At 73.9% G+C, this 20,161-nt stretch carries 12 protein-coding genes and 2 pseudogenes; 6 read left to right on the top strand and 8 right to left on the bottom strand.

What is annotated here, in order from left to right; translation table 11 throughout:
* Positions 1-157 precede the first annotated feature (157 nt).
* The gene (locus JNO44_RS13315; protein WP_205364219.1) at positions 158-1,234 is read left to right on the top strand and encodes an RNA ligase (ATP); all 1,077 of its coding nucleotides are present in this window, start codon (positions 158-160) and stop codon (positions 1,232-1,234) included.
* 45 nt (positions 1,235-1,279) lie between these two features.
* Here the strand turns inward: JNO44_RS13315 and JNO44_RS13320 are convergent, their stop codons facing one another.
* Genes JNO44_RS13320 through JNO44_RS13330 form a run of 3 tightly spaced genes read right to left on the bottom strand, consistent with a single transcriptional unit; the run spans position 1,280 to position 7,697 of the window.
* Entirely contained in the window at positions 1,280-3,241 is a 1,962-nt protein-coding gene (locus tag JNO44_RS13320) for a helicase-associated domain-containing protein (protein WP_205364221.1), read from the bottom strand.
* The gene (locus tag JNO44_RS13325) at positions 3,238-4,782 is read right to left on the bottom strand and encodes an SWIM zinc finger family protein (RefSeq protein ID WP_205364222.1); all 1,545 of its coding nucleotides are present in this window, start codon (positions 4,780-4,782) and stop codon (positions 3,238-3,240) included. The genes JNO44_RS13320 and JNO44_RS13325 overlap by 4 nt, the downstream gene beginning before the upstream one ends.
* Positions 4,779-7,697 (bottom strand): DEAD/DEAH box helicase, encoded by a 2,919-nt coding sequence (locus JNO44_RS13330; protein ID WP_240167532.1) that lies wholly within the window; start codon positions 7,695-7,697, stop codon positions 4,779-4,781. The genes JNO44_RS13325 and JNO44_RS13330 overlap by 4 nt, the downstream gene beginning before the upstream one ends.
* 738 nt (positions 7,698-8,435) lie before the next feature.
* Between JNO44_RS13330 and JNO44_RS13335 the strand changes: the two are divergent.
* Both JNO44_RS13335 and JNO44_RS13340 read left to right on the top strand, forming a co-directional pair.
* Positions 8,436-9,991, top strand: a pseudogene (locus tag JNO44_RS13335) (UvrD-helicase domain-containing protein).
* A gap of 46 nt (positions 9,992-10,037) precedes the next feature.
* On the top strand, positions 10,038-10,343 hold the full coding sequence (locus tag JNO44_RS13340) for a DUF6343 family protein (protein ID WP_052286958.1): 306 nt from the start codon (positions 10,038-10,040) through the stop codon (positions 10,341-10,343).
* A gap of 44 nt (positions 10,344-10,387) precedes the next feature.
* On the opposite strand, the gene JNO44_RS13345 is transcribed toward JNO44_RS13340, so the two are convergent.
* The 4 genes from JNO44_RS13345 to JNO44_RS13360 all read right to left on the bottom strand — a co-directional run bounded on the left by JNO44_RS13345 (position 10,388) and on the right by JNO44_RS13360 (position 13,366).
* Complete coding sequence (locus JNO44_RS13345) at positions 10,388-10,798, bottom strand: tetratricopeptide repeat protein (protein ID WP_189858107.1); 411 nt, start codon at positions 10,796-10,798, stop codon at positions 10,388-10,390.
* A 208-nt stretch (positions 10,799-11,006) separates the two neighbouring features.
* The gene (locus JNO44_RS13350; RefSeq protein ID WP_235093054.1) at positions 11,007-11,435 is read right to left on the bottom strand and encodes a cupin domain-containing protein; all 429 of its coding nucleotides are present in this window, start codon (positions 11,433-11,435) and stop codon (positions 11,007-11,009) included.
* A gap of 23 nt (positions 11,436-11,458) precedes the next feature.
* The gene (gene coaE / locus JNO44_RS13355) at positions 11,459-12,049 is read right to left on the bottom strand and encodes a dephospho-CoA kinase (RefSeq protein WP_205364224.1); all 591 of its coding nucleotides are present in this window, start codon (positions 12,047-12,049) and stop codon (positions 11,459-11,461) included.
* Positions 12,050-12,412: 363 nt separating this feature from the next.
* Complete coding sequence (locus JNO44_RS13360; RefSeq protein WP_067352795.1) at positions 12,413-13,366, bottom strand: PAC2 family protein; 954 nt, start codon at positions 13,364-13,366, stop codon at positions 12,413-12,415.
* 281 nt (positions 13,367-13,647) lie between these two features.
* Here JNO44_RS13360 and JNO44_RS13365 point away from each other — a divergent pair.
* Positions 13,648-14,579: pseudogene (locus tag JNO44_RS13365) on the top strand (right-handed parallel beta-helix repeat-containing protein); the annotation flags it as partial.
* A 196-nt stretch (positions 14,580-14,775) separates the two neighbouring features.
* Here JNO44_RS13365 and rpsA read toward each other — a convergent pair.
* Entirely contained in the window at positions 14,776-16,284 is a 1,509-nt protein-coding gene (gene rpsA, locus JNO44_RS13370) for a 30S ribosomal protein S1 (protein WP_018536792.1), read from the bottom strand.
* A 388-nt stretch (positions 16,285-16,672) separates the two neighbouring features.
* On the opposite strand from rpsA, the gene JNO44_RS13375 reads away from it, so the two are divergent.
* Both JNO44_RS13375 and hrpB read left to right on the top strand, forming a co-directional pair.
* A complete protein-coding gene (locus tag JNO44_RS13375) occupies positions 16,673-17,491 on the top strand; it encodes a class I SAM-dependent methyltransferase (protein ID WP_420882641.1) in 819 nt (272 codons plus the stop codon).
* Positions 17,492-17,530: 39 nt separating this feature from the next.
* Positions 17,531-20,119 (top strand): ATP-dependent helicase HrpB, encoded by a 2,589-nt coding sequence (gene hrpB / locus JNO44_RS13380; protein ID WP_205364226.1) that lies wholly within the window; start codon positions 17,531-17,533, stop codon positions 20,117-20,119.
* Positions 20,120-20,161: the final 42 nt, after the last annotated feature.

The raw sequence follows: 20,161 nt of genomic DNA on the forward strand, positions 1-20,161 counted from the left end.
CCTCCCTCCCCCAGCTCCCGATCGCAACCGGTCGGCAGCGGGAAAAATCGGTCGCCGGTCGACAGCGGCTCGATCACAGTGGATCCGGGACTCCGGCCGGGCGACGCCCGGCACGGAGCGCTCACCACGGAAACAGCAACAGGGAACGGGGGACGGCATGTCGACGCTGCGCGTCACGGTCGAGGAACTGACGGTCCATGAGCATCCCAACGCCGACGCGCTGGAGCTCGCGCAGGTGGGCCTGTACAGGGCGGTCGTCGCCAAGGGGGCCTATCGGACGGGCGACTTCGCGGTCTACATACCGGAGCAGGCGGTGCTCCCCGAGGGGCTGCTGGCCGAGCTGGGCCTGACGGGCAGGCTGGCCGGCGCCGCCGCCAACCGGGTCAAGGCGATCCGTCTGCGCGGCGAGCTGTCCCAGGGCATCGTGTGCCGCCCGCGGGCGCTGGCCGGCGTCGATCTGGCCCGGGCACACCGCGACGGCACGGACTTCGCGGCGGAGCTCGGCATCGTGAAGTGGGTCCCGCCGGTGCCGATTTCGATGAGCGGGGACGTCGAGCCGGCGCCGGATCTGCTGCCGTGGATCGACATCGAGAACCTGAAGCGGTATCCGACGGCGTTCCCCGAGGGCGAGCCGGTGGCGATCACCGAGAAGGTGCACGGCACCGCCTGCAGCCTGACCTACCACGCCGGCGACGACCGGGTGCAGGTGACGTCCAAGGGGCTGGGCGCGCAGCGGCTGGCGCTGGCCGAGGCCCCCGGGAACCTGTACTGGCGGGCGGTGCACGGGCACGGCCTCCCGAAGGTCGCCGCGGAACTGGCCGGGGAGCTGAGGGCGTCGCGGGTCGGCATCTTCGGCGAGGTGTACGGCGACGGCGTCCAGGACCTCGGCTACGGCGCGGACGGCCGGCGGGGAGTTCCGGGGTACGCGGTCTTCGACATCGCGGTGGCCGACGGCGACGGGGTGCGGTGGCTGGATCCACAGGAGTTGACGAGGGTCCTGGACGGGCGGCTTCCGGTGGTGCCGACGCTGTTCAGCGGCCCGTACGAGGCGCAGCGGGTGCGGGAGTTGGCCGAGGGCCGCGAGACGGTGTCCGGGCGGGCGGTGCATCTCCGGGAGGGGGTGGTGATCCGTCCGCTGTCCGGCCGCCACAGCACGGAACTGGGCGGACGGGCCATCGCCAAGATGGTCGGCGACGCCTATCTGACCCGCAAGGGCGGCACGGAGTACGAGTAGCCGGGCGACGCCCCGCCCGTGCCGCCCTCGACGGCGCGGGACGGATCAGCTGCCTCCGCTCGTGGCGCTCTCCTGGGAGGCCGCCCGCTGCCCCAGGAGGCGCCGGGCGAGGGCGAGCGTGGCGTGCGGATCGCGGGCGGGGCCGGGCGCCGCGGTGCGGTGGACGGGAAGCCGCTCGACGGTGGCGGCGCCGGTGCCGGCCTCCAGCACGGGGGCGTAGCCCGCGGCGCGCAGGGCGTCCAGGGTGGCGGCCGGCGGGCGGGCACTGACCAGGACGGTCGGGGCGAGGGCACGCAGCTCCAACGCGCGCAGGGCGTGGTGGGCGGCGAGTTCGGCGATCAGGGACTCGTCGTCGGAGCGGATGCAGCAGGCGGCGGGCACCACCCGCATCCGGCCGTGGGTGCGAGCGGTGTCCTGGACGAGGTAGCCGAGGGACTGCGGCAGGGTGCCGGTGGCCGAGGCGGCGGTGAGGGCGTCGCGGAGGGTGTCGGCGGTGTGGCCGCAGTCCAGTGCGCGGCGGACCGAGCCGGGGGTGAAGCGCCAGGTCACGGCGTGGCCCTCGGACTCGCGGTCGGCGGCGGAGGTGAGCAGGTCGGCGAGCGCGGGGGCGGGCCGGCCGGGCACGACGGCGGTCAGGTCGGCCTGGAGATGGGCCCGTTCGACGGGCGGCGGGAGCAGGTCGCGCAGCGGCTCGTCGAGGTCCGTCGGGTCGGCGAGCAGGGCCCGGCCGAGCGGGGTGAGGGTGCCGTGGGCGGTGAGCCCGAGGGAGGCCGCCTCGTGGAGGGTGTGGAGTGCGCGCTCCTCGGCCGTCGGCTGCTCGGTGACGGCGAGCGGACGGTGCCAGTCCGCCGTCCGGAGCAGGTGCCGCAGGGACACGAGGGCGGCCTCGTCCTCCGGCGAGTCGGGCAACGGCAGGGGCGGGCACGTCGGGCCGCCGGCGCCCGTGGGGACCTCGGCCAGGGCGGCGAGGAGGGCGTGCCGGAGCGCGGGGGCGTGCCGATCGTGGCCACGGATCAGGGCGGTCGGGGTCTCGCCGAACGGGGTGTGGGTGGGGACGTCCCAGAGGGCGTGCCAGGCGGCCAGGACGGGCGCGAGGCGGGCGCCGGGCGGGCGGGCGAGCCAGTCGTCGTAGGCGTGGGTGGGCAGCGCGGTGATCCCCGACGGGCTGCGGGTCAGCGCGATCAGGCCCGCGGCCAGGGCGAGATCGAGCAGGAGTCGGGTGTGCGGTTCGGTGGCGCCGGCCGCCTTGGCCAGGCGCTTGACCTCGCGGACGGTCAGCCCGCCTGATTTGCGGAGCGTGGCGGGCTCGGTGGCCAGGGAGGCGAGCAGCCGCTCCACGGTGGTGGCCAGGTGTGCCGCGGACGCCTGGGATTCGTCGTGCGCCGAGGTCCGCGGGGCGGGCACGGTCGGGGCGCCGGGACACCGGTCGTGCGGCGCGCCGCCCTCGGGGAGGGGCGCCGGGGCGTGCGGCGTGAACGGGCCGAGGTCGTGCGCGGCGAGGAGTTGCGGGACGCGCGGCGGCACGACGACGGCGCCGTCCTCGGTGGCGGCGGCGAGGCCGTCCGCGCAGAGGGCGTCCAGGGCGGCTTCGGCGACGCTCCGCCCGGCTCCGGGGGCGGTGGCGCCGAGCGCCGCGTAGATGTCCTCGGGGCGGACCGGTTCACTGGCCAACTGCGGGAAGGACAGTCGGTGGGCCATCAGGGACTGGTAGTCGGCGCCCGGGGCGGGGGCGGCGGGCGCGGCGGCGTCCCGGGCGGCCCGCTGCTGGCTGATGCGGGCCGCGGTGGCGAGCACCTGCAGCCGGGGGTGATCCAGGTGCAGCACCACGTGGTGGAGGGTTTCGTAGGACCACAAAGCGCCTGCCAGGCCGCGGAGTTCGGTGGGCGCGGGCCGGCGGGCGAGCGGCTCGGCGTGCCGGGTGAGGAGTGCGGCAAGCTGTTCGGGGGTGCGCTGCGCGAGGGAGCGGGTGAGTGCGTCGAGACCTTCCACGACCTTGAGGTTAGTCATCGTGCCAGCAAGGTGGTCAGGGCGCCCACGGGGTCCGGTGCCGCGGGGCCGGTGGGCCACCAGTCCTCGGCTCCGGGCTCGGACTCGTAGGGATACCAGCGGTGGTCGCGGCCGAAGCGCAGTTGGAGGCCGCGGACGGCGTCGGTGAGGTGGTTGTGGTGCGGGCGCAGCCCCGGCAGTCCGGCGGCCAGGAGGGCGCTGCGGGCCCGGTCGAAGTCGCCGGCCGGGGGATTCCAGGTGCGCTCCAGGAGGGCGAGTCCTTCGGGCCCGCCCTGTCGCCAGGCGGCGACGGAACGCGCGATGTCCGCGGGGGTGCGGCCGGTCGCCGCCGCGACCTCGCGGTACAGGGCGCGCGTGGTGGCGGTCAGACCGGCCGTGGGGTGGGCCGTCGCGGCCAGCCGGACGGCGTCCTCCCAGACGGGCAGCGTCGCGAACGGACCGGGGCCGGCCGGACCGCCGCCCCCGGTGGGCTCGGCGGCGGCCAGGAAGGCATGGGCGCGTGCCACGGCGTCGGCGGCGAGGAGTTCGAGGGTGGCGGCGTCGAACGGGAGATCGCCGGTGTCCGGGAGGGCCGGTGGTCGACCGGGCTCGGCCGGCAACGCCGCGGGCGGCGGAAGCGACGGCCGGGGCCGGTCGGCGAGCGCCTCCCGGGCGAGGACACCGCGGGAGGCGGCCGCCGGTGACGCGGTCCGTCCAGCGCTCTCGACGGCCGTTCCGGACCGCACCGCACCGGGCGATCCGGAGCGGTCCGCCGCTCCGGATCCGGACGCACCGGCAACGCCGGGCCCGGGCACGGGCGCACGCCCGGTCGCCGAGAGGCCCCCTGGCTCCGCACCGAACGCGGGCTCCGAGGACGCCCCTCCGCTCCCGGGGGTCCTGGCGGCCAGGGCCGCGGCCCGCCCCCGGTCCTCCCGCGCGCCGTGACCGGCGTTGCGGCGCGCGAGCTCGTCGAGGAGTTCCCGCTCGCCCCGGCCACGGATCAGCAGCAGGACGAAGGGGTCGGCGTCCAGCAACCGGGCCACCTGGAAGCAGAGCGCTGCGGCGTGCTTGCAGGGCCGGCCGCTGTCCGGGCACGAGCAGCGGGGCGTCAACTCCCCCGGCCCAGGGAGGAGCGGCACCTCCCCCTCGGCCAGCGCGCGCGGCAACTCCTTTGCCAGCAGCGCGGTGAGCCGGTCGGGGCGGGCGGCGACGCCGTCCAGGAGGGCGTCCCACTCCTGCTCGGTCAGCGTCCTGACGCGGACCTCGGCGCTGTACGGGCGGGGGCGGCTGCCCCGTACGGTGGCGATCACCCGGCCCGGGGTGATGTTGATCGTGTCGACGTGCCCGTCGCGGGCGTAGGCCCTGCCCCGGCCAAGGCGGGCGGAGTCGAGCGCACTGCGCTCCAGCGCCGTCAGCCAGGCCCGGCCCCACCATGACTCCGTCTGCGACCCGTCGGGGCCCGGCAGCGGCGGGAAGGTGCGCGAACGGTCGGCGCGGACCAGCCGGTCCGCCGCCGCGGCACGCCCCGGGGCCACGGCCCGGCGCAGATGTCCGGGACTCATCCGGCCCTCCTCAGGGAGACCAGATCGGCGAGTTCGGCGTCGGTCAGCTCGGTGAGTGCGCCCTCGCCACCGGAGAGCACCGCGTCGGCGAGCGCCTTCTTGGCGGTGAGGAGTTGGGCGATGTTGTCCTCCACGGTGCCCTCGGTGATCAGCCGGTGGACCTGGACGGGTTGGGTCTGGCCGATGCGGTAGGCCCGGTCGGTGGCCTGCTCCTCCACCGCGGGGTTCCACCAGCGGTCATAGTGGATGACGTGTCCGGCGCGGGTGAGATTCAGCCCCGTGCCGGCCGCCTTCAGGGACAGCAGGAAGACCGGGGTCCGGCCCGACTGGAAGCGCTCGACCATCCTCTCCCGTTCGGCCACCGGCGTTCCCCCGTGCAGGAGTTGGTGGGGGATGCCCCGGGCCGCGAGATGGCGTTCGAGCAGCCGGGCCATCCCGACGTACTGCGTGAAGACCAGGGTGGCGCCGCCCTCCGCGAGGATGGTGACCAGGAGTTCGTCGAGCAGTTCGAGCTTCCCGGAACGCGCGGCGAGTCCCGGAGCGGTCTCCTTGAGGTACTGCGCGGGGTGATTGCAGATCTGCTTGAGGGCGGTGAGCAGCTTCATCACCAGGCCGCGCCGCGCCATGCCCTCGGCGCTCTCGATCCGGGCCAGGGTCTCGCGCACCACGGCCTGATACAGGGCGGCCTGTTCGCGCCCCAGCGGGACGGGATGGTCCGTCTCGGTCTTGGGCGGGAGTTCGGGCACGATCCCGGGGTCGGACTTCTTGCGGCGCAGGATGAACGGCCGCACCAATCGGGCCAGTCGCTCCACCGCGCGCGGGTCCTCGCCGCCCTCGACCTCCCGGGCGTGCAGCGCACGGAACGTCTTGAGCGGGCCGAGCAGCCCGGGGGTCGTCCAGTCCAGCAGCGCCCACAGCTCGGAGAGGTTGTTCTCGACGGGCGTGCCGGTGAGAGCGATCCGCGCCGGGGCCTTGATGCCTCGCAGCGCCCTGGCGGTCGAGGAACGCGGGTTCTTCACGTGCTGCGCCTCGTCGGCGACGACCCATGCCCAGCTACGGCCGCCCAGTTCGGTGGCGCTGCTGCGCATCGTGCCGTAGGTCGTGAGCACGAAGCCGCCGTCCACGCCGTCGAGGCTGCGGCCGGCACCGTGGAAGCGGCGCACGGGCGTGCCGGGGGCGAAGCGCTCGATCTCGCGCTGCCAGTTGCCGAGCAGGGAGGCGGGGCAGACGACGAGGACGGGCGCGGAGGGCCGCCGGTGGAGGTGGAGTGCGATGACGGTGATGGTCTTTCCCAGGCCCATGTCGTCGGCCAGGCAACCGCCCAGCCCGGTCGAGACCATGGTGTCGAGCCAGGCCATGCCGCGCAGTTGGTAGTCGCGCAGGGTCGCGCGGAGTCCGGGCGGCTGGGGCAGCGGACGCTCCCGGGTGGTGAGCCGCGAGCGCAGGGCGGCGAGCGCGCCCAGGGGCACCACCTCGACCTTCTCGCCGTCCACCTCCGCGGTGCCGCCGAGCGTCGCGGCGAGCGCTCCGGCCGGGTCCAGATAGCCCAGTTCGCGTTTGCGTGCCTTGCGGACCAGCCCGGGGTCGACCAGGACCCACTGGTCGCGCAGCCGCACCATCGGGCGGTGCGCCTCGGCGAGGGCGTCCATCTCCGCCTCGCTGAGCGGCACGCCGTCCATGGCCAACTGCCATCGGAACTGGGCTAGTTGACCGACTTCGAAGAAGCCGAAACCGTCCGCCGCCGACCCCGGCGCGGGTCGCAGCACCGCCGTCGCCGTCAGGCCGCGGGTCAGCTCCCTGGGCCAGTGGACGGCCACCCCGGCGGCGCCGAGGCGCCCCGCCGCCTCGGCCAGCAGGTCGTACAACTCGTCCTCGCTGAGCGGGAGCACGTCGGGGACGGGTCGCTCCAGCAGGCGGCCGAGCGGGGGCCAGACGCGGGTGGCACGGCGTAGCGCGAGGAGCGTGTCGGCACAGGACCGCGGGCCGAAGGGGTCGGGCGCCTCGCCTTCCCACAGCTGGCGGGCGTCGGCCACCAGGGTCGGGTCGGTGCGGCTGTGGACCTGGAGGACGGCCGCCGCGGCGCGGCGCTCCTCGACGGCTCCGGACGTCGCCGCTCCCCCGGCCCCGCCCGGCACACCCTCCTCCGCGGGCGTGTCCTCCGCTCTGCCGTCGAAGAGCTGGTGCGGGGCAAGGTCGAGGCGGAGCGAGAGCCCCACCCCGGCGTCGGTACCGGACGCGACCTCGGCCGCCCACTCCCGGGCGGCGGGGAGGCACTGCGGCGCCGTCGCGGCGAACGGGGCAGCGGCCACCAGCGCCGCGGCCGGAGTGCGCGGCAGGGTGTCCACGACGGCGTCGACGAACTGCCGTACCAGGGCGGCCGGATCGGGGAGCTGCAGTGGCCGGCTGTCGGGCAGCGGTGCGGCGTACGCCTCTCCCGGCATGGCGGCGGCGATGGCCCGCAGGTGCGCGACGTCGTCCGGGTCGAGCGGGCCGGCCCGCCAGGCGTCGGCGTCCTCTCCGGTCAGCCCCGGCAGCAGGCGGCCGCGGGCGGCGAGGTGCAGGGCGTGCAGGGTGGCCGCGCCCCAGCAGGCCGCGGCGGGGTGGGCGTCGGGGGCGTGCCGGGCCCGGACCAGCACCGGAACGGCCTCGGGCAGGGGAAGCACCAGGGCCGGCACCGCACGGCTCCGCGCCCCGTTGCCGTGCCGCCGGGCGACGGTCAGCTGCGCGACCTCGCCCTGCGGCCTCGCCTCCTGGTCCTCGTCCTTCCCTGTCGCGCCGGCCACGGTGTCGGGCAGCGGCCCGCCATCCGGCCGCCAGAAGGCGACCGCCCCGGCGCGCGGCGTCCGGGCGGGCAGGAAGATCGCGGCACACCCCGCCACGTCCGGGGCCGCTCCGTCTGCCGCACGCGCCGCCATGGGCGCTCCCTCGGCAGGGGTGATCGACGGCCGAGGCGCCCCTCTCGACGCCTCCTGCCACCTCGCCATGTCGTCCCCTGCCGTCGGATCCTTCGACGCCGGTAACGGCGCCCACCGGGCCCCTCGTGCCCGCTTGCCTTCTGCTACGTCCCCGACCTGCGAGTCTACGGTCGTCGCCATGTCGTCCTCCCCCGTCGTTCTCCGGCGGCCGCGGCGATCATCAACAGCCGCGGCTCATTTCTCGGACGCCGCCCTGCACCTCCCCTGCCTGGCTTCGCTTCCGCCCTCCCCCTCGTCTCTCTCAGTGCTCTTGCGGCTCCCCCGCGGTCTTCCGCGGCGCTTCCGCCGTCGCGGCTCTGCGTGATGTCGAGGAAAGCAGACGCCACTGACAATCCGCCGCGCCCAGCCTCCCGCCCAGCCCGCACGCAGCGCCGCGGCACACCCGTCCCCCTCCAACAACACCCGTCCGACCAGCACAAAGACGCGCCGAGGGCGCCCGTCGGACGACACACGGAAACACCACGACGAAGTTATCCACAGGCCGAAGGCGCCCCGCCCGCCTCCACGCCAAGTCGATTACATTCAGTGACGAAATCGCTCGCGGAGTGGCCACCCGCGACACCCGCCAGCTCACCGCCGCGCACGGCAGAGCACCGCTGCCCGCGGCTGCCCACCGCACACCACCCCGACCCACGACAACCACCGCAGCCCGTCGACCGAACCCGATGAGGAGTCCCCATGCACACCCCCACCCCCGAGCAGACCGCCGCGGCCGAAGCCTTTCCGACCGGATCCCATCTCGTGATCCAGGCCGGCGCCGGCACCGGGAAGACGACGACCCTCGCGATGCTGGCGCACACCGCGCGCCGACAGCGCCGCACCGGCCGCTACCTCGCCTTCAACCGCGCCGTCGCCCGCCACGCCGCCCGCGCCTTCCCCGCCGAGGTGACCTGCGGAACCGCCCACGCCCTCGCGTACACCGCGGTGGGCAGGCACTACCAGGCGCGCCTGAACGCCCCACGCCAGGCGGGCTGGCGCACCGGCGCCGCCCTCGGCATCGGGGAGGGCATGTGCTTACGCATCGGCCCGCGCAAGGTCAACAACAAAGCCCTCTCCTACACCGTCCTGCGCACCGTCACCCGCTTCTGCCAGTCCGCCGACGAGGAGATCGCCCACCATCACGTCCCCCCGCTGCGCGGAGCCGAGTCCGAGCCGCTGCGCACCCAGCTCGCCGGCCTCGTCCTGCCCTACGCCCGCAGGGCCTGGGCTGATCTGCACCATCCCGACCACGGCGTGGTCCGCTTCGAGCACGACCACTACCTCAAGATGTGGGCGCTGAGCGCCCCGTCATCCCGGCCGACTTCCTTCTCCTGGACGAGGCACAGGACACCAACCCGGTCGTCGAGCAGGTCCTCACCGCGCAGCGCGCCCACGCCCAGCTGGTCCTGGTCGGGGACTCCGCGCAGGCCATCTACGGCTGGCGCGGCGCCCGCGACGTGATGACCGGCTTCGACGGCACCCACCTGAGCCTCTCGCGATCCTTCCGCTTCGGGCCCGCCCTGGCGTCCGAGGCCAACCGCTGGCTGACGATCATCGACGCGCCCATCCGCCTCACCGGGTCGCCCCGCCAGGAGACCGAGTTGTGCCGGCTCGCCGCGCCCGACGCGATCCTGTGCCGGACGAACGTGGGCGCCATGGTGGAGGTGATACGGCAGTTGGACGCCCATCGGCGGGTCGCGCTCGCGGGCGGTGGTGAGCCTCTGAGCGCCTTGGCCCGTGCCGCGCACGATCTCGCATCGGGCCGGCGCACCGCTCACCCCGAGCTGATGCTCTTCGAGAGCTGGTGCGAGCTGCGCGAGTACGCGGAGTTCGACCCGGCCGGACGCGACCTGCTGCCCCTGGTCGAGCTCATCGACGAACACGGCGCGGACACCGTGCTCGGTGCCCTGGACCGGCTCTCGCCCGAGGCGTCCGCCGAGGTCACAGTGTCCACGGCCCACCGCGCCAAGGGCCGCGAGTGGTCGAGCGTACGCATCGCCGACGACTTCACCTGCCCCGACGATCTCGATGAGCGCGACGAGGACGGCACGCCGCTGCCCGGCCCGATCGACCTCGACGAGGCCCGCCTGGCCTACGTCGCGGTGACCCGCGCCCGCTCGCAGCTCGACATCGGCGGGCTGTCCTGGATCAACACCCACCCGGCCGGCGATCCCCGCCCCGAAGGCGGCGCCCCGACGGGGACGGAAGGACGACGCGCGAGAGCGGCGGCCGGGAAGGGAGGACACGACACATGACAAGCGTATCGATCCGGAGGATGCTGGAGGGAGGAGAGGGGAAGCGATGCGCTCGGGTGATGAGCCTCTTCACGCACGCAGCCCACTGAGAATTCGGTGCGGGCTGGCACTGTGGGGGCTTTTGTGGGCCGTCGCCGGCACCGTGGCCTTCGTGATGGCCGGCCGGCCGCAGTGGGCGGCCGCCTGCGCGGCACTCGCGGCGGTCGCCGCCGCGGACCTGGTCATGGTGATCCGACACATCCGCCAGGGGCCGCACTACCAGCCCGGCAGGAATATTCCGCCCTACGAGCCCGACCGGGGACGCAACGAGATACGCCGCGCCGCCGGCCGACGGCGCGACTCCAGGCCGTAGTCGCGACCGTCACCGGCGGTGGGTGGTGCGCTCATGGGCGGTGCTCACGGAGCTCCGTCGTCCGGGCCGACCGCCCGGTCACCGTTGCCCCGGCCCGGCGCGAAGCGGGCCGCTTCGAGGAATTCCGGGCGCGGTTCGAGGGCCGCTGCCAGGCGGAAGTGACGCAGGGCCTCGTCGGGCCGGCTGCCGCGTTCCAGCGTGCGGGCGAGGGCGAAGTGCGCGAAGGCGTTGTCCGGCTCGCGTTCCAGTACGATCTGGAACTCCAGCTCCGCGGCGCGGAGTTGGGCGGCGAGAAAGAAGGCGCGGGCGCGCAGCAGTCGGGCTGCGGTGTTTTCGGGGTGTGCGGTGATGACGGAATCGAGCAGCCGGATCGCGCCTCGTGGATCACGGGCGGCCAGCAGCTGCTCGGCGGCACGGTAGTCGATGACGTGCGTCGCGGGACTGCGCTCGGGCACGGACCGTCTCCTCTCCGGGTGTCGTCGGGCATGCCAGGGATGACCATGCTCCGTACCGCGATCTGTGCGGTGCAACAACCACGTCGTTAACACTCGGGTTTGTTGCCGCATTCCCGCTCCGACGGTCTGCTCCCGTCAGGTGCCCGGCCACCGGTGGCGCGTCCCGCACCGACGTCAGCCCCTCACGCTGACGCCGATGCACCCGCCGCTAGAGGCTGATGTGGTAGGCCTTGCGCAGCGTCTCGTGCACCGTCCACCGGGTGCGGTCGCCCGCGCGCAGGACGCAGGCGTCGCCCGGTCCCACCTCGAGTACCTGACCGCCCTCCACCTCGATGGTGGCGCGTCCACTGACGACCACGAACAGCTCGTTGGCCTCGGTGTCCGTCACCACGCCTGGCGTGATCTGCCAGATGCCCCGGATCTGGCTGCCGTCCGGCGACTCCCACAGCACCTTGCCGGTCACCACCGGGTCGCCGGAGACGACCTGTTCGGGGTCGAGGGGCTCGGGCTCCAGGTCGGCGTCGGCGAGGCCGGGGACGTTCACCACGAAGGAGGCCGGAGCGGCATCGGCACCGCCGGCGGCCGGGCCGGACGCCGCAGCGGCGGGGGTCTCGGGATCGAGATCGGTAGTTGTCATGGCGGTGAGGCTACCGCCCGGTCTCAGGCGCCCCGCAGGCGCTCCCACACCTCGCGGACCTGGGCCTCCAGCGCCTCCAGCGGGCCGTCGTTATCGATCACCAAGTCGGCGATGGCCAGGCGTTCCTCGCGGGTGGCCTGCGCCGCCATCCGCCGCCTCACCTCGTCCTCCGCCATACCGCGCAGCCGCACCAACCGCTCCAGCTGGGTCTGCGGTGTCGCGTCGACGACCACCACCAGGTCGTAGAGCGGCGCCAGCCCGTTCTCGGTCAGGAGCGGCACGTCGTGGACGACCACGGCGTCCGGCCCGGCCGACGCCTCGAGTTCGGCCGACCGCGCGCCCACGAGCGGGTGCACGATCGCGTTGAGCGCCTTCAGCTTCTCCTGGTCGGAGAAGACCAACGCGCCCAGCTTCGGCCGGTCCAGGGTGCCGTCAGCCGCGAGGACCTCCGCCCCGAACTCCTCGACCACGGCCGCGAGTCCAGGGGTTCCGGGCTCGACGACCTCGCGTGCGATCTTGTCCGCATCCACGATCACCGCGCCGTACGACGCCAGCAGCCGCGACACTTCACTCTTGCCGGCACCGATCCCGCCGGTCAGCCCCACCTTCACCATGGCCCCACGCTATACGCCTGCACCCGCGGCAGAACTCCCGGGCGGCGCTCGACTCCCGACCGACACCGCACCACCCCCACCACCCCCACCATCCACACCGGCAAAGGCAAGACACGGCACAGCAAGGCAAGGCAGCGCAGAGCAAGGCAAGGAGGAAGCCCGACAGGGAAGCCCGACAGCGGAGCGGTACGACCAGCGACCGGAGCGCACTCCCCCAGCGAGCCGCCCGAACCGCGAGCAGGCATCACCCGCGAACAGTGGGCGCGGGCGAGACACCGGACCGAGAGCGAAGCACCGGACCGAGGACGAACCGCCTGGGGCACCGCCCCGCCGAAAGCCGCCCGGCCCTGCCCCGCACTCGCCTCAGATCGCGCCCCCGCCGCCTTCGGCCTCGCGCTCCGCCAGGAATCGTTCGAATTCCCGGCCGATCTCGTCGGCCGACGGGAGTTCCACCGGCTCAGCGACGAGGTTGCCCCGGGTCTCCGCCCCGGCCACCGCGTCGTACTGGTGCTCAAGGCCACTGACCAGGGCGACCAGTTCCTCGTCGCCCTCGGAGATCTGTCGCTCGATCTCCTCCTGCGTCCGCAGCGCCTCCGTGCGCAGCGCGTGCGCGGCGTTCGGCAGCACCAGTCCGGTGGCGGCGGTCACCGCCTCCAGGGCGGTCAGCGCGGCGTCCGGGTACGCGGACCGGGCGATGTAGTGCGGCACGTGCGCCGCCACGCCCAGGACGTCGTGCCCCGCCTCGGCCAGCCGGAACTCGACCAGGGACTCCGCGCTGCCGGGCACCTGGGCCTCGTCGAAGAAGCTGCTGTGCCCCGGCATCAGGTCCGTGCGGTTGCCGTGCGGGGTGAGCCCCACCGGGCGGGTGTGCGGCACACCCATCGGGATGCCGTGGAAGTTGACCGACAGCCGGACGCCGAGCCGCTCCACTATCTGACGCACCGCCGCGGCGAACCGCTCCCACTCCACGTCCGGTTCGGGCCCGGACAGCAGCAGGAAGGGCGCCCCGGTGGCGTCCTGGACCAGGTGCAGTTCGATGCGCGGGGCCTCGTACGAGGTCCAGCGGTGCCGTTCGAAGGTGAGCAGCGGCCGGCGCGCACGGTAGTCGACCAACCGGTCGTGGTCGAAGCGCGCCACGACCCGGTGCGGCAGGCCGTCCAACAGCCTCTCCACGATCTGGTCGCCGGTCTCGCCGGCGTCGATGTAGCCGTCGAAGTGGTACAGCAGCACCAGACCGGCGGAGTCCCTGGCCGTGATCGCCTCGACCGCCGCGAGCCCGCTCGGCTCCCATTCGTACAAACCCTGGGGATCCAACACAGTGACCGCTCCTCCTCGTGTCCAAGAGCAAGAACGTCCCGGAGCGGCCCCGGCATTCCCGAGCCGGCATTCCCGCCCCCTTTGTCCGGAACTCCCCCCCCGCCCGCCCCCTCCCGTCCACGCCATCCCGCCCCACCCCGAACCCTTGACGCCCCTTGGTCCGTACCTCTAGCTTCGCCACCGCTCCCGCGATTCACATTCCCGCCCAACGTTCATATACGGAAAGGCAGTTGAATGCGCACCGTCCCCTCGCCGCCCTCGCCGCCGCCACGCTCCTGCTCATGACCGGCCCCCTGGCCTCCGCCCGGGGAGCACCCGCCCCGGCCGGCGCCACCGCCTCCGCGACGCCCTCCCCCGCCCGCATCGTCGAGGTTTCAACCGCCGCACAGCTCAAGAGCGCACCGGCCGCCGCCGCACCCGGCGACACCATCCGGCTCGCCGACGGCACCTACCGCGGCAACTTCTCGGCCACCACGGCCGGCAGCGCCGCGGCCCGCATCACCCTGACCGGTTCGGTCAAGTCCGTGCTCACCGCCAGCGGCGGCTACGGCCTCCATCTGGACGGGGCGTCCTACTGGACCGTCCAGGGCATCACCGGCGCCGGCGGCCAAGAGGGCACCGTGATGGACTCCACGAACGGCGTGGTGATCGACACGGTCACCGTCCACGACCCGGCCATGGAGGGCGTGCACTTCCGCACGTCCAACACGGACGGGATGATCCGGAACTCCACCATCCGTGACACCGACCAGGGCGGCCGGGGATGGGCGCGGGCGTCTATGCGGGCAGCGCGGGCGGCACGGACGACAGGAGCGACAACGTTCAGATCCTGAACAACACCATCGGCCCGGCGGTCGGCGGCGAGAACGCCGACATCAAGGAAGGCGCCACGGGCGCCAAGATCATCGGCAACAGCTTCGACGGCAGCGGGCTGACCGGCGCCAACTTCGACGACTCCTGGGTCGACATCAAGGGCAACAAAGCGCTCGTCGAGAACAACACCGGCGTCCACACCACCAACAACGGCTACGAGACCCACACCCAGCAGCCGGGCTGGGGCTGCGGCACGGTCTTCCCCGGCAACCGCTCCGATCCGAGCGGAGCCACCGGCGCGGGCCGCTACGGCTTCAACATCACCCGCTACGACGCGGGCGACTGCCCGGTCACCATCGCGGGCGACAACACGATCAGCGGCGGCCGGAGCATCGCCAACCCGGGAATCCCTCGGCTAACGCGCCTCGCCCGACCAGCGACGCGCGCCCACCCCACGGCCGATCCGACGCATTCCGTCCGCTCCGGCCCACCGGCACCGGCACCGGCACCGGCCATGACGAAGGCCCGCCCCCCGAAGGGAGCGGGCCTCACGTCTTCAGCTACCTCAACCGGCTAGCGCTGACGGGTGGAACCGTTCAGCTCTGGCCGCCGGCCAGCTTCTCGCGGAGCGCGGCAAGGGCCTCGTCCGACGCCAGGGCGCCGGAGTTGTCCGCCGACTCCGAGGAGTACGAGCCACCGGAGACGTTGCCGCCGCCCTGGCCACCGGCCGCCGGAGCGGCAGCGCCCTCGGCCGCAGCCTGCTCGTCGGCCTCGCGGGACTTGATGACCTGGGCCTGGTGCTGCTCGAAGCGCTGCTGCGCCTCGGCGTACTGCTGCTCCCACGCCTCGCGCTGGGCCTCGTAGCCCTCCAGCCAGTCGTTGGTCTCCGGGTCGAAGCCCTCGGGGTAGATGTAGTTGCCCTGGTCGTCGTAGGACGCGGCCATGCCGTACAGGGTCGGGTCGAACTCGACCGCCGACGGGTCGGCGCCGAAGGACTCGTTGGCCTGCTTCAGCGAGAGGCTGATGCGGCGGCGCTCCAGGTCGATGTCGATGACCTTGACGAAGATCTCGTCGTTGACCTGGACGACCTGCTCCGGGATCTCCACGTGGCGCTCGGCCAGCTCGGAGATGTGGACCAGACCCTCGATGCCCTCGTCCACGCGGACGAACGCACCGAACGGCACCAGCTTCGTGACCTTGCCGGGCACGACCTGGCCGATCTGGTGGGTGCGGGCGAACTGCTGCCACGGGTCTTCCTGGGTCGCCTTGAGCGACAGGGAGACGCGCTCGCGGTCCATGTCGACGTCCAGGACCTCGACCGTGACCTCCTGGCCGACCTCGACAACCTCGGACGGGTGGTCGATGTGCTTCCAGGACAGCTCGGAGACGTGGACGAGACCGTCGACGCCACCCAGGTCCACGAAGGCACCGAAGTTGACGATGGAGGAGACGACGCCGGAGCGCACCTGACCCTTCTGGAGGGTGGTGAGGAAGGTCTGACGGACCTCGCTCTGGGTCTGCTCCAGCCAGGCACGGCGGGACAGGACCACGTTGTTGCGGTTCTTGTCCAGCTCGATGATCTTGGCCTCGAGCTCCTTGCCCACGTAGGGCTGAAGGTCGCGGACACGGCGCATCTCGACCAGGGAGGCCGGGAGGAAGCCGCGGAGGCCGATGTCGAGGATGAGACCACCCTTGACGACCTCGATGACGGTACCGGTGACGATCCCGTCCTCTTCCTTGATCTTCTCGATGGTGCCCCAGGCACGCTCGTACTGGGCGCGCTTCTTCGAGAGGATCAGGCGGCCTTCCTTGTCCTCCTTCTGAAGGACAAGGGCTTCGATCTCGTCACCGACGGCGACGACCTCGTTGGGGTCGACGTCGTGCTTGATCGAGAGCTCACGGCTCGGGATGACGCCTTCGGTCTTGTAACCGATGTCGAGCAGGACCTCGTCCCGGTCGACCTTCACGATGACGCCGTCGACGATGTCGCCGTCGTTGAAGTACTTGATCGTCTCGTCGATCGCGGCGAGGAAAGCTTCCTCGTTACCGATGTCGTTGACCGCAACCTGCGGGGTGGTGGCGGTGGTCTCGGTGCTGCTCGTCATGTGGGAAAGGGCTCCGGTACGGACATTGAAGTCGTAGGTACTGCTACGCCGAGAGCCCGTATCGCCTCTGCATCAGACCGGACAGCGTCTAAGGCGCATCCTCCGGACGCCCCGCAAAAACCGGAGCAACCCGAAACGCCTCAAAACCGAGGGGACATTCATACAGATGCGAGCGCGGCCTGCTCCGTCCGAGGCGCGCAGGCCCGCAGCGCAACTTGTAGCATACGGGGGCAGCCGGACAGGGTCAATGCGCGAAAGGCGCACACCGGGGACAGAACGCTCCATAACCGGCGCACGCGATGTTCCGCGAGGTCGTACGGCCTCACAGTCCCCCGCTGCGACAAGCACAGCGAAGACTACGACGACGGGCGCGATGAGCCAATACGCAATGGATAACGAGCCGGAGGCAACTCGGCGTGACGCCTCGGACGCCGAGAGCAGCCGGGCCAGCCGCGGCTGGTGGGACCGCAATGCGGACGAGTACCAGAGGGAACACGGCGCGTTCCTCGGGGACGACCGGTTCGTCTGGGGCCCGGAGGGGCTCGACGAGGCGGACGCCGCGCTCCTGGGGCCGGCCGCCGAACTGAAGGGACGGCGCGTCCTGGAGATCGGCGCCGGCGCGGCGCAGTGCTCCCGCTGGCTGGCGGCCCAGGGGGCGTTCCCGGTGGCCCTGGACCTCTCCCACCGACAGCTCCAGCACGCGCTGCGGATCGCCGGCGGGACGGCCGACGGCACCGTCGACCTGGTGGAGGCGGACGCGGGCGCGCTGCCGTTCCGCGACGACTCCTTCGACCTGGCGTGTTCCGCCTACGGGGCGCTGCCGTTCGTCGCCGAGCCGGTGCAGGTGCTGCGCGAGGTGCGGCGGGTGCTGCGGCCGGGCGGGCGGTTCGTCTTCTCGGTGACCCATCCGATCCGCTGGGCGTTCCCCGACGAGCCGGGGCCGGAGGGGCTGTCGGTGGCGGCTTCGTACTTCGACCGCACGCCGTACGTCGAGCAGGACGAGAGCGGGCGGGCGGTGTACGTGGAGCACCACCGGACGCTGGGCGACCGGGTGCGGGACGTGGTGGCGGCCGGCTTCCGGCTGGTGGACCTCGTCGAACCGGAGTGGCCGGAGTGGAACACCCAGGAGTGGGGCGGCTGGTCGCCGCTGCGGGGGCATCTGATCCCGGGGACGGCGATCTTCGTGTGCACGGCGGACGGGGCGTGATGCTGCCGGGGCGTAGCGGCCGGGCGGCAGACTGGAGCGGTGAGCCTCAGCCCTTCCCCGGCCGCCGGGACGCCCGGCGCCGCCCTCGCCCAGCTGCCCGTCCGCAGTGCGCTGCCCGCGCTGCGCGACGCCCTCGACACGACCGGTGCCGCGGTGCTGTGCGCGCCGCCGGGCACCGGCAAGACGACCCTGGTGCCGCTGGAGCTCGCCGGGCTGACCGGCGAGGGGCCGCGGCGGCGGGTGGTCGTCGCCGAGCCGCGCCGGATCGCGGCCCGCGCGGCGGCCCGGCGGATGGCGTGGCTGCTGGGCGAGCGGGTGGGCGACCGCGTCGGCTTCACCGTGCGCGGGGAGCGGCGGGCCGGGCCGCGTACGGCGGTGGAGGTGGTGACCACCGGGGTGCTGTTGCAGCGGCTGCAGCGCGATCCGGAGCTGGCCGGGGTGGACGTCGTGGTGCTCGACGAGTGCCACGAGCGGCATCTGGACGCCGACACCTGCGCGGCCTTCCTCTTGGACGTACGGGCGGCGCTGCGGCCGGAGCTGCGGCTGCTGGCGGCCTCCGCGACGACCGACGCGGAGGGGTGGGCGCGACTGCTGGGCGGCGGGGAGCCGGCTCCGGTGGTGGCCGCGACGGGGGTCTCGCACCCGGTGGAGGTGGTGTGGGCGCCACCGGAGCGGCCGGTCGCGCCGCCGCACGGGATGCGGGTGGATCCGGCGCTGCTGACGCACGTCGCCGCCGTGGTGCGGCGGGCACTGCGGGAACAGGCCGGTGACGTGCTGTGCTTCCTGCCCGGGGTCGGCGAGATCGCACGGGTGGCGGGGCAGTTGGCGGGGGTGGACGCCGAGGTGCTGCAGGTGCACGGGCGGGCGCCGGCCGAGGTGCAGGACGCGGTGTTGGCGGGCGGTGGGGGTGCCTCTCGTTCGAGCGAAGCCGAGAGTGGGGGAGGGGCCCGCCGGATCGTGCTGGCGACCTCCGTGGCGGAGTCCAGCCTGACCGTGCCCGGGGTGCGGGTCGTGGTGGACAGCGGGCTGGCGCGGGTGCCGCGGATGGACCACGCGCGTGGGCTCAGCGCGCTGACGACCGTCCGTGCCTCTCGGGCGGCGGCGCGGCAGCGGGCCGGGCGGGCCGGCCGGCAGGAGCCCGGGGTGGTCTACCGCTGCTGGGCCGAGGGGGAGGACGGACGGTTGCCGCGCTTCCCGGACCCGGAGATCAAGGTCGCCGATCTGACCGCGTTCGCCCTTCAGACGGCCTGTTGGGGCGATCCGACCGCGAGCGGGCTGGCGCTGCTGGACGCACCGCCGGCCGGGGCGCTGGCCGCGGCCCGGGAGGTGCTGACGGCGATCGGCGCGGTGGACACGGCGGGCCGGGCGACCGAGCGGGGCGTGCGGATGGCGCGGCTGGGACTGCACCCCCGGCTGGCCCGCGCGCTGCTGGACGGCGCCACCGAGGTCGGTGTGCGGCGCGCGGCGGAGGTGGTGGCGCTGCTGAGCGAGGAGCCGCCACGGTCCTACGGGGACGATCTGGCGGCCGCGTGGCGCACCGCGCGCCGGGGCGGCGACGCCTACGCCGCGCGGTGGCGGCAGGAGGCGCGGCGGCTGGCGGCGGCGGCCGGGGAGCCGGAGCGGGGGGAGCGACGGGGGCCGGCGGCCGGGGGCGCCGCGTCCGAGGACGCGGTCGCCGGACTGCTCGCGGCGCTGGCCTTCCCGGAGCGGGTGGCCCGGGCGCGCGGGGCCGGCAGTTACCTGATGGCGTCCGGAACCGGGGCCGAACTGGCCGGGGCGGGGGCCGGCGGCCGGGCCGGGGACGGATCGCGGCTGCGGGACGCGGCCTGGCTGGCGGTCGCGGTGGCGGACCGGCCGGTCGCCGCGGCGTCCGCGCGGGTCCGGCTGGCGGCCGTGATCGACGAGGGGACCGCCCGCGCCGCGGCCGGGGCGCTGTATTCCTCCGGGGAGGAGGTGCGCTGGGCGGACGGCGAGGTGGTGGCCCGGCAGGTGACCCGGCTCGGCGCGATCGAGCTGTCGGCCGGTGCGCTGGGCGCACCGGATCCCGGGCTGCTGCGGGACGCGGTCGTCGAGGGCCTGCGGCGGGAGGGGCTCGGGCTGCTGCGGTGGACGGCCGGGGCGACCGCGGTGCGGCAGCGCATGGCCTTCCTGCACCGGGAGTTGGGCGCGCCGTGGCCGGAGGTGTCGGACGCGGCGCTGCTGGAGCGCGTCGAGGACTGGCTGGGGACCGAGCTGGGGCGGGCCCGGCGGCGGGCCGATCTGGCGCGGGTGGACGCGGGACAGGCACTGACCCGGCTGCTGCCGTGGGCGACCGGTGAGGCGGTGCGCTTCGAGGAGCTGGCGCCGGAGCGGATCGAGGTGCCGAGTGGTTCCCGGGTGCGGGTGGACTACGGCGGCGAGCAGCCCGTACTGGCCGTCAAACTGCAGGAGTTGTTCGGGCTGCGGGAGTCGCCGCGGGTGGCGGGCGGGCGGGTGCCGGTGCTGGTGCACCTGCTCTCGCCGGCGGGGCGGCCGGCGGCGGTCACGGCGGACCTGGCCTCCTTCTGGCGGGACGGCTACCGGGCCGTCCGGGCGGAGCTGCGCGGTCGCTACCCCAAGCATCCCTGGCCGGAGGACCCTCCCCCATAGCCTCAACGGCATGGGAGGTACCCCCCATCGGCCGAACCGACC

This window comes from Streptomyces noursei (assembly GCF_016917755.1).
GTDB classification, from domain to species: Bacteria; Actinomycetota; Actinomycetes; order Streptomycetales; family Streptomycetaceae; genus Streptomyces; species Streptomyces yunnanensis.

Bases quoted from the DNA above. Each gene is read 5' to 3' on its own strand.
- coaE (WP_205364224.1), bottom strand. From the start codon at position 12,049: ATGGTGAAGGTGGGGCTGACCGGCGGGATCGGTGCCGGCAAGAGTGAA.
- JNO44_RS13375 (WP_420882641.1), top strand. From the start codon at position 16,673: ATGGATAACGAGCCGGAGGCAACTCGGCGTGACGCCTCGGACGCCGAG.
- JNO44_RS13315 (WP_205364219.1), top strand. From the start codon at position 158: ATGTCGACGCTGCGCGTCACGGTCGAGGAACTGACGGTCCATGAGCAT.
- JNO44_RS13340 (WP_052286958.1), top strand. From the start codon at position 10,038: ATGCGCTCGGGTGATGAGCCTCTTCACGCACGCAGCCCACTGAGAATT.
- JNO44_RS13350 (WP_235093054.1), bottom strand. From the start codon at position 11,435: ATGACAACTACCGATCTCGATCCCGAGACCCCCGCCGCTGCGGCGTCC.
- JNO44_RS13320 (WP_205364221.1), bottom strand. From the start codon at position 3,241: ATGACTAACCTCAAGGTCGTGGAAGGTCTCGACGCACTCACCCGCTCC.
- JNO44_RS13325 (WP_205364222.1), bottom strand. From the start codon at position 4,782: ATGAGTCCCGGACATCTGCGCCGGGCCGTGGCCCCGGGGCGTGCCGCG.
- rpsA (WP_018536792.1), bottom strand. From the start codon at position 16,284: ATGACGAGCAGCACCGAGACCACCGCCACCACCCCGCAGGTTGCGGTC.
- JNO44_RS13330 (WP_240167532.1), bottom strand. From the start codon at position 7,697: ATGGCGGCGCGTGCGGCAGACGGAGCGGCCCCGGACGTGGCGGGGTGT.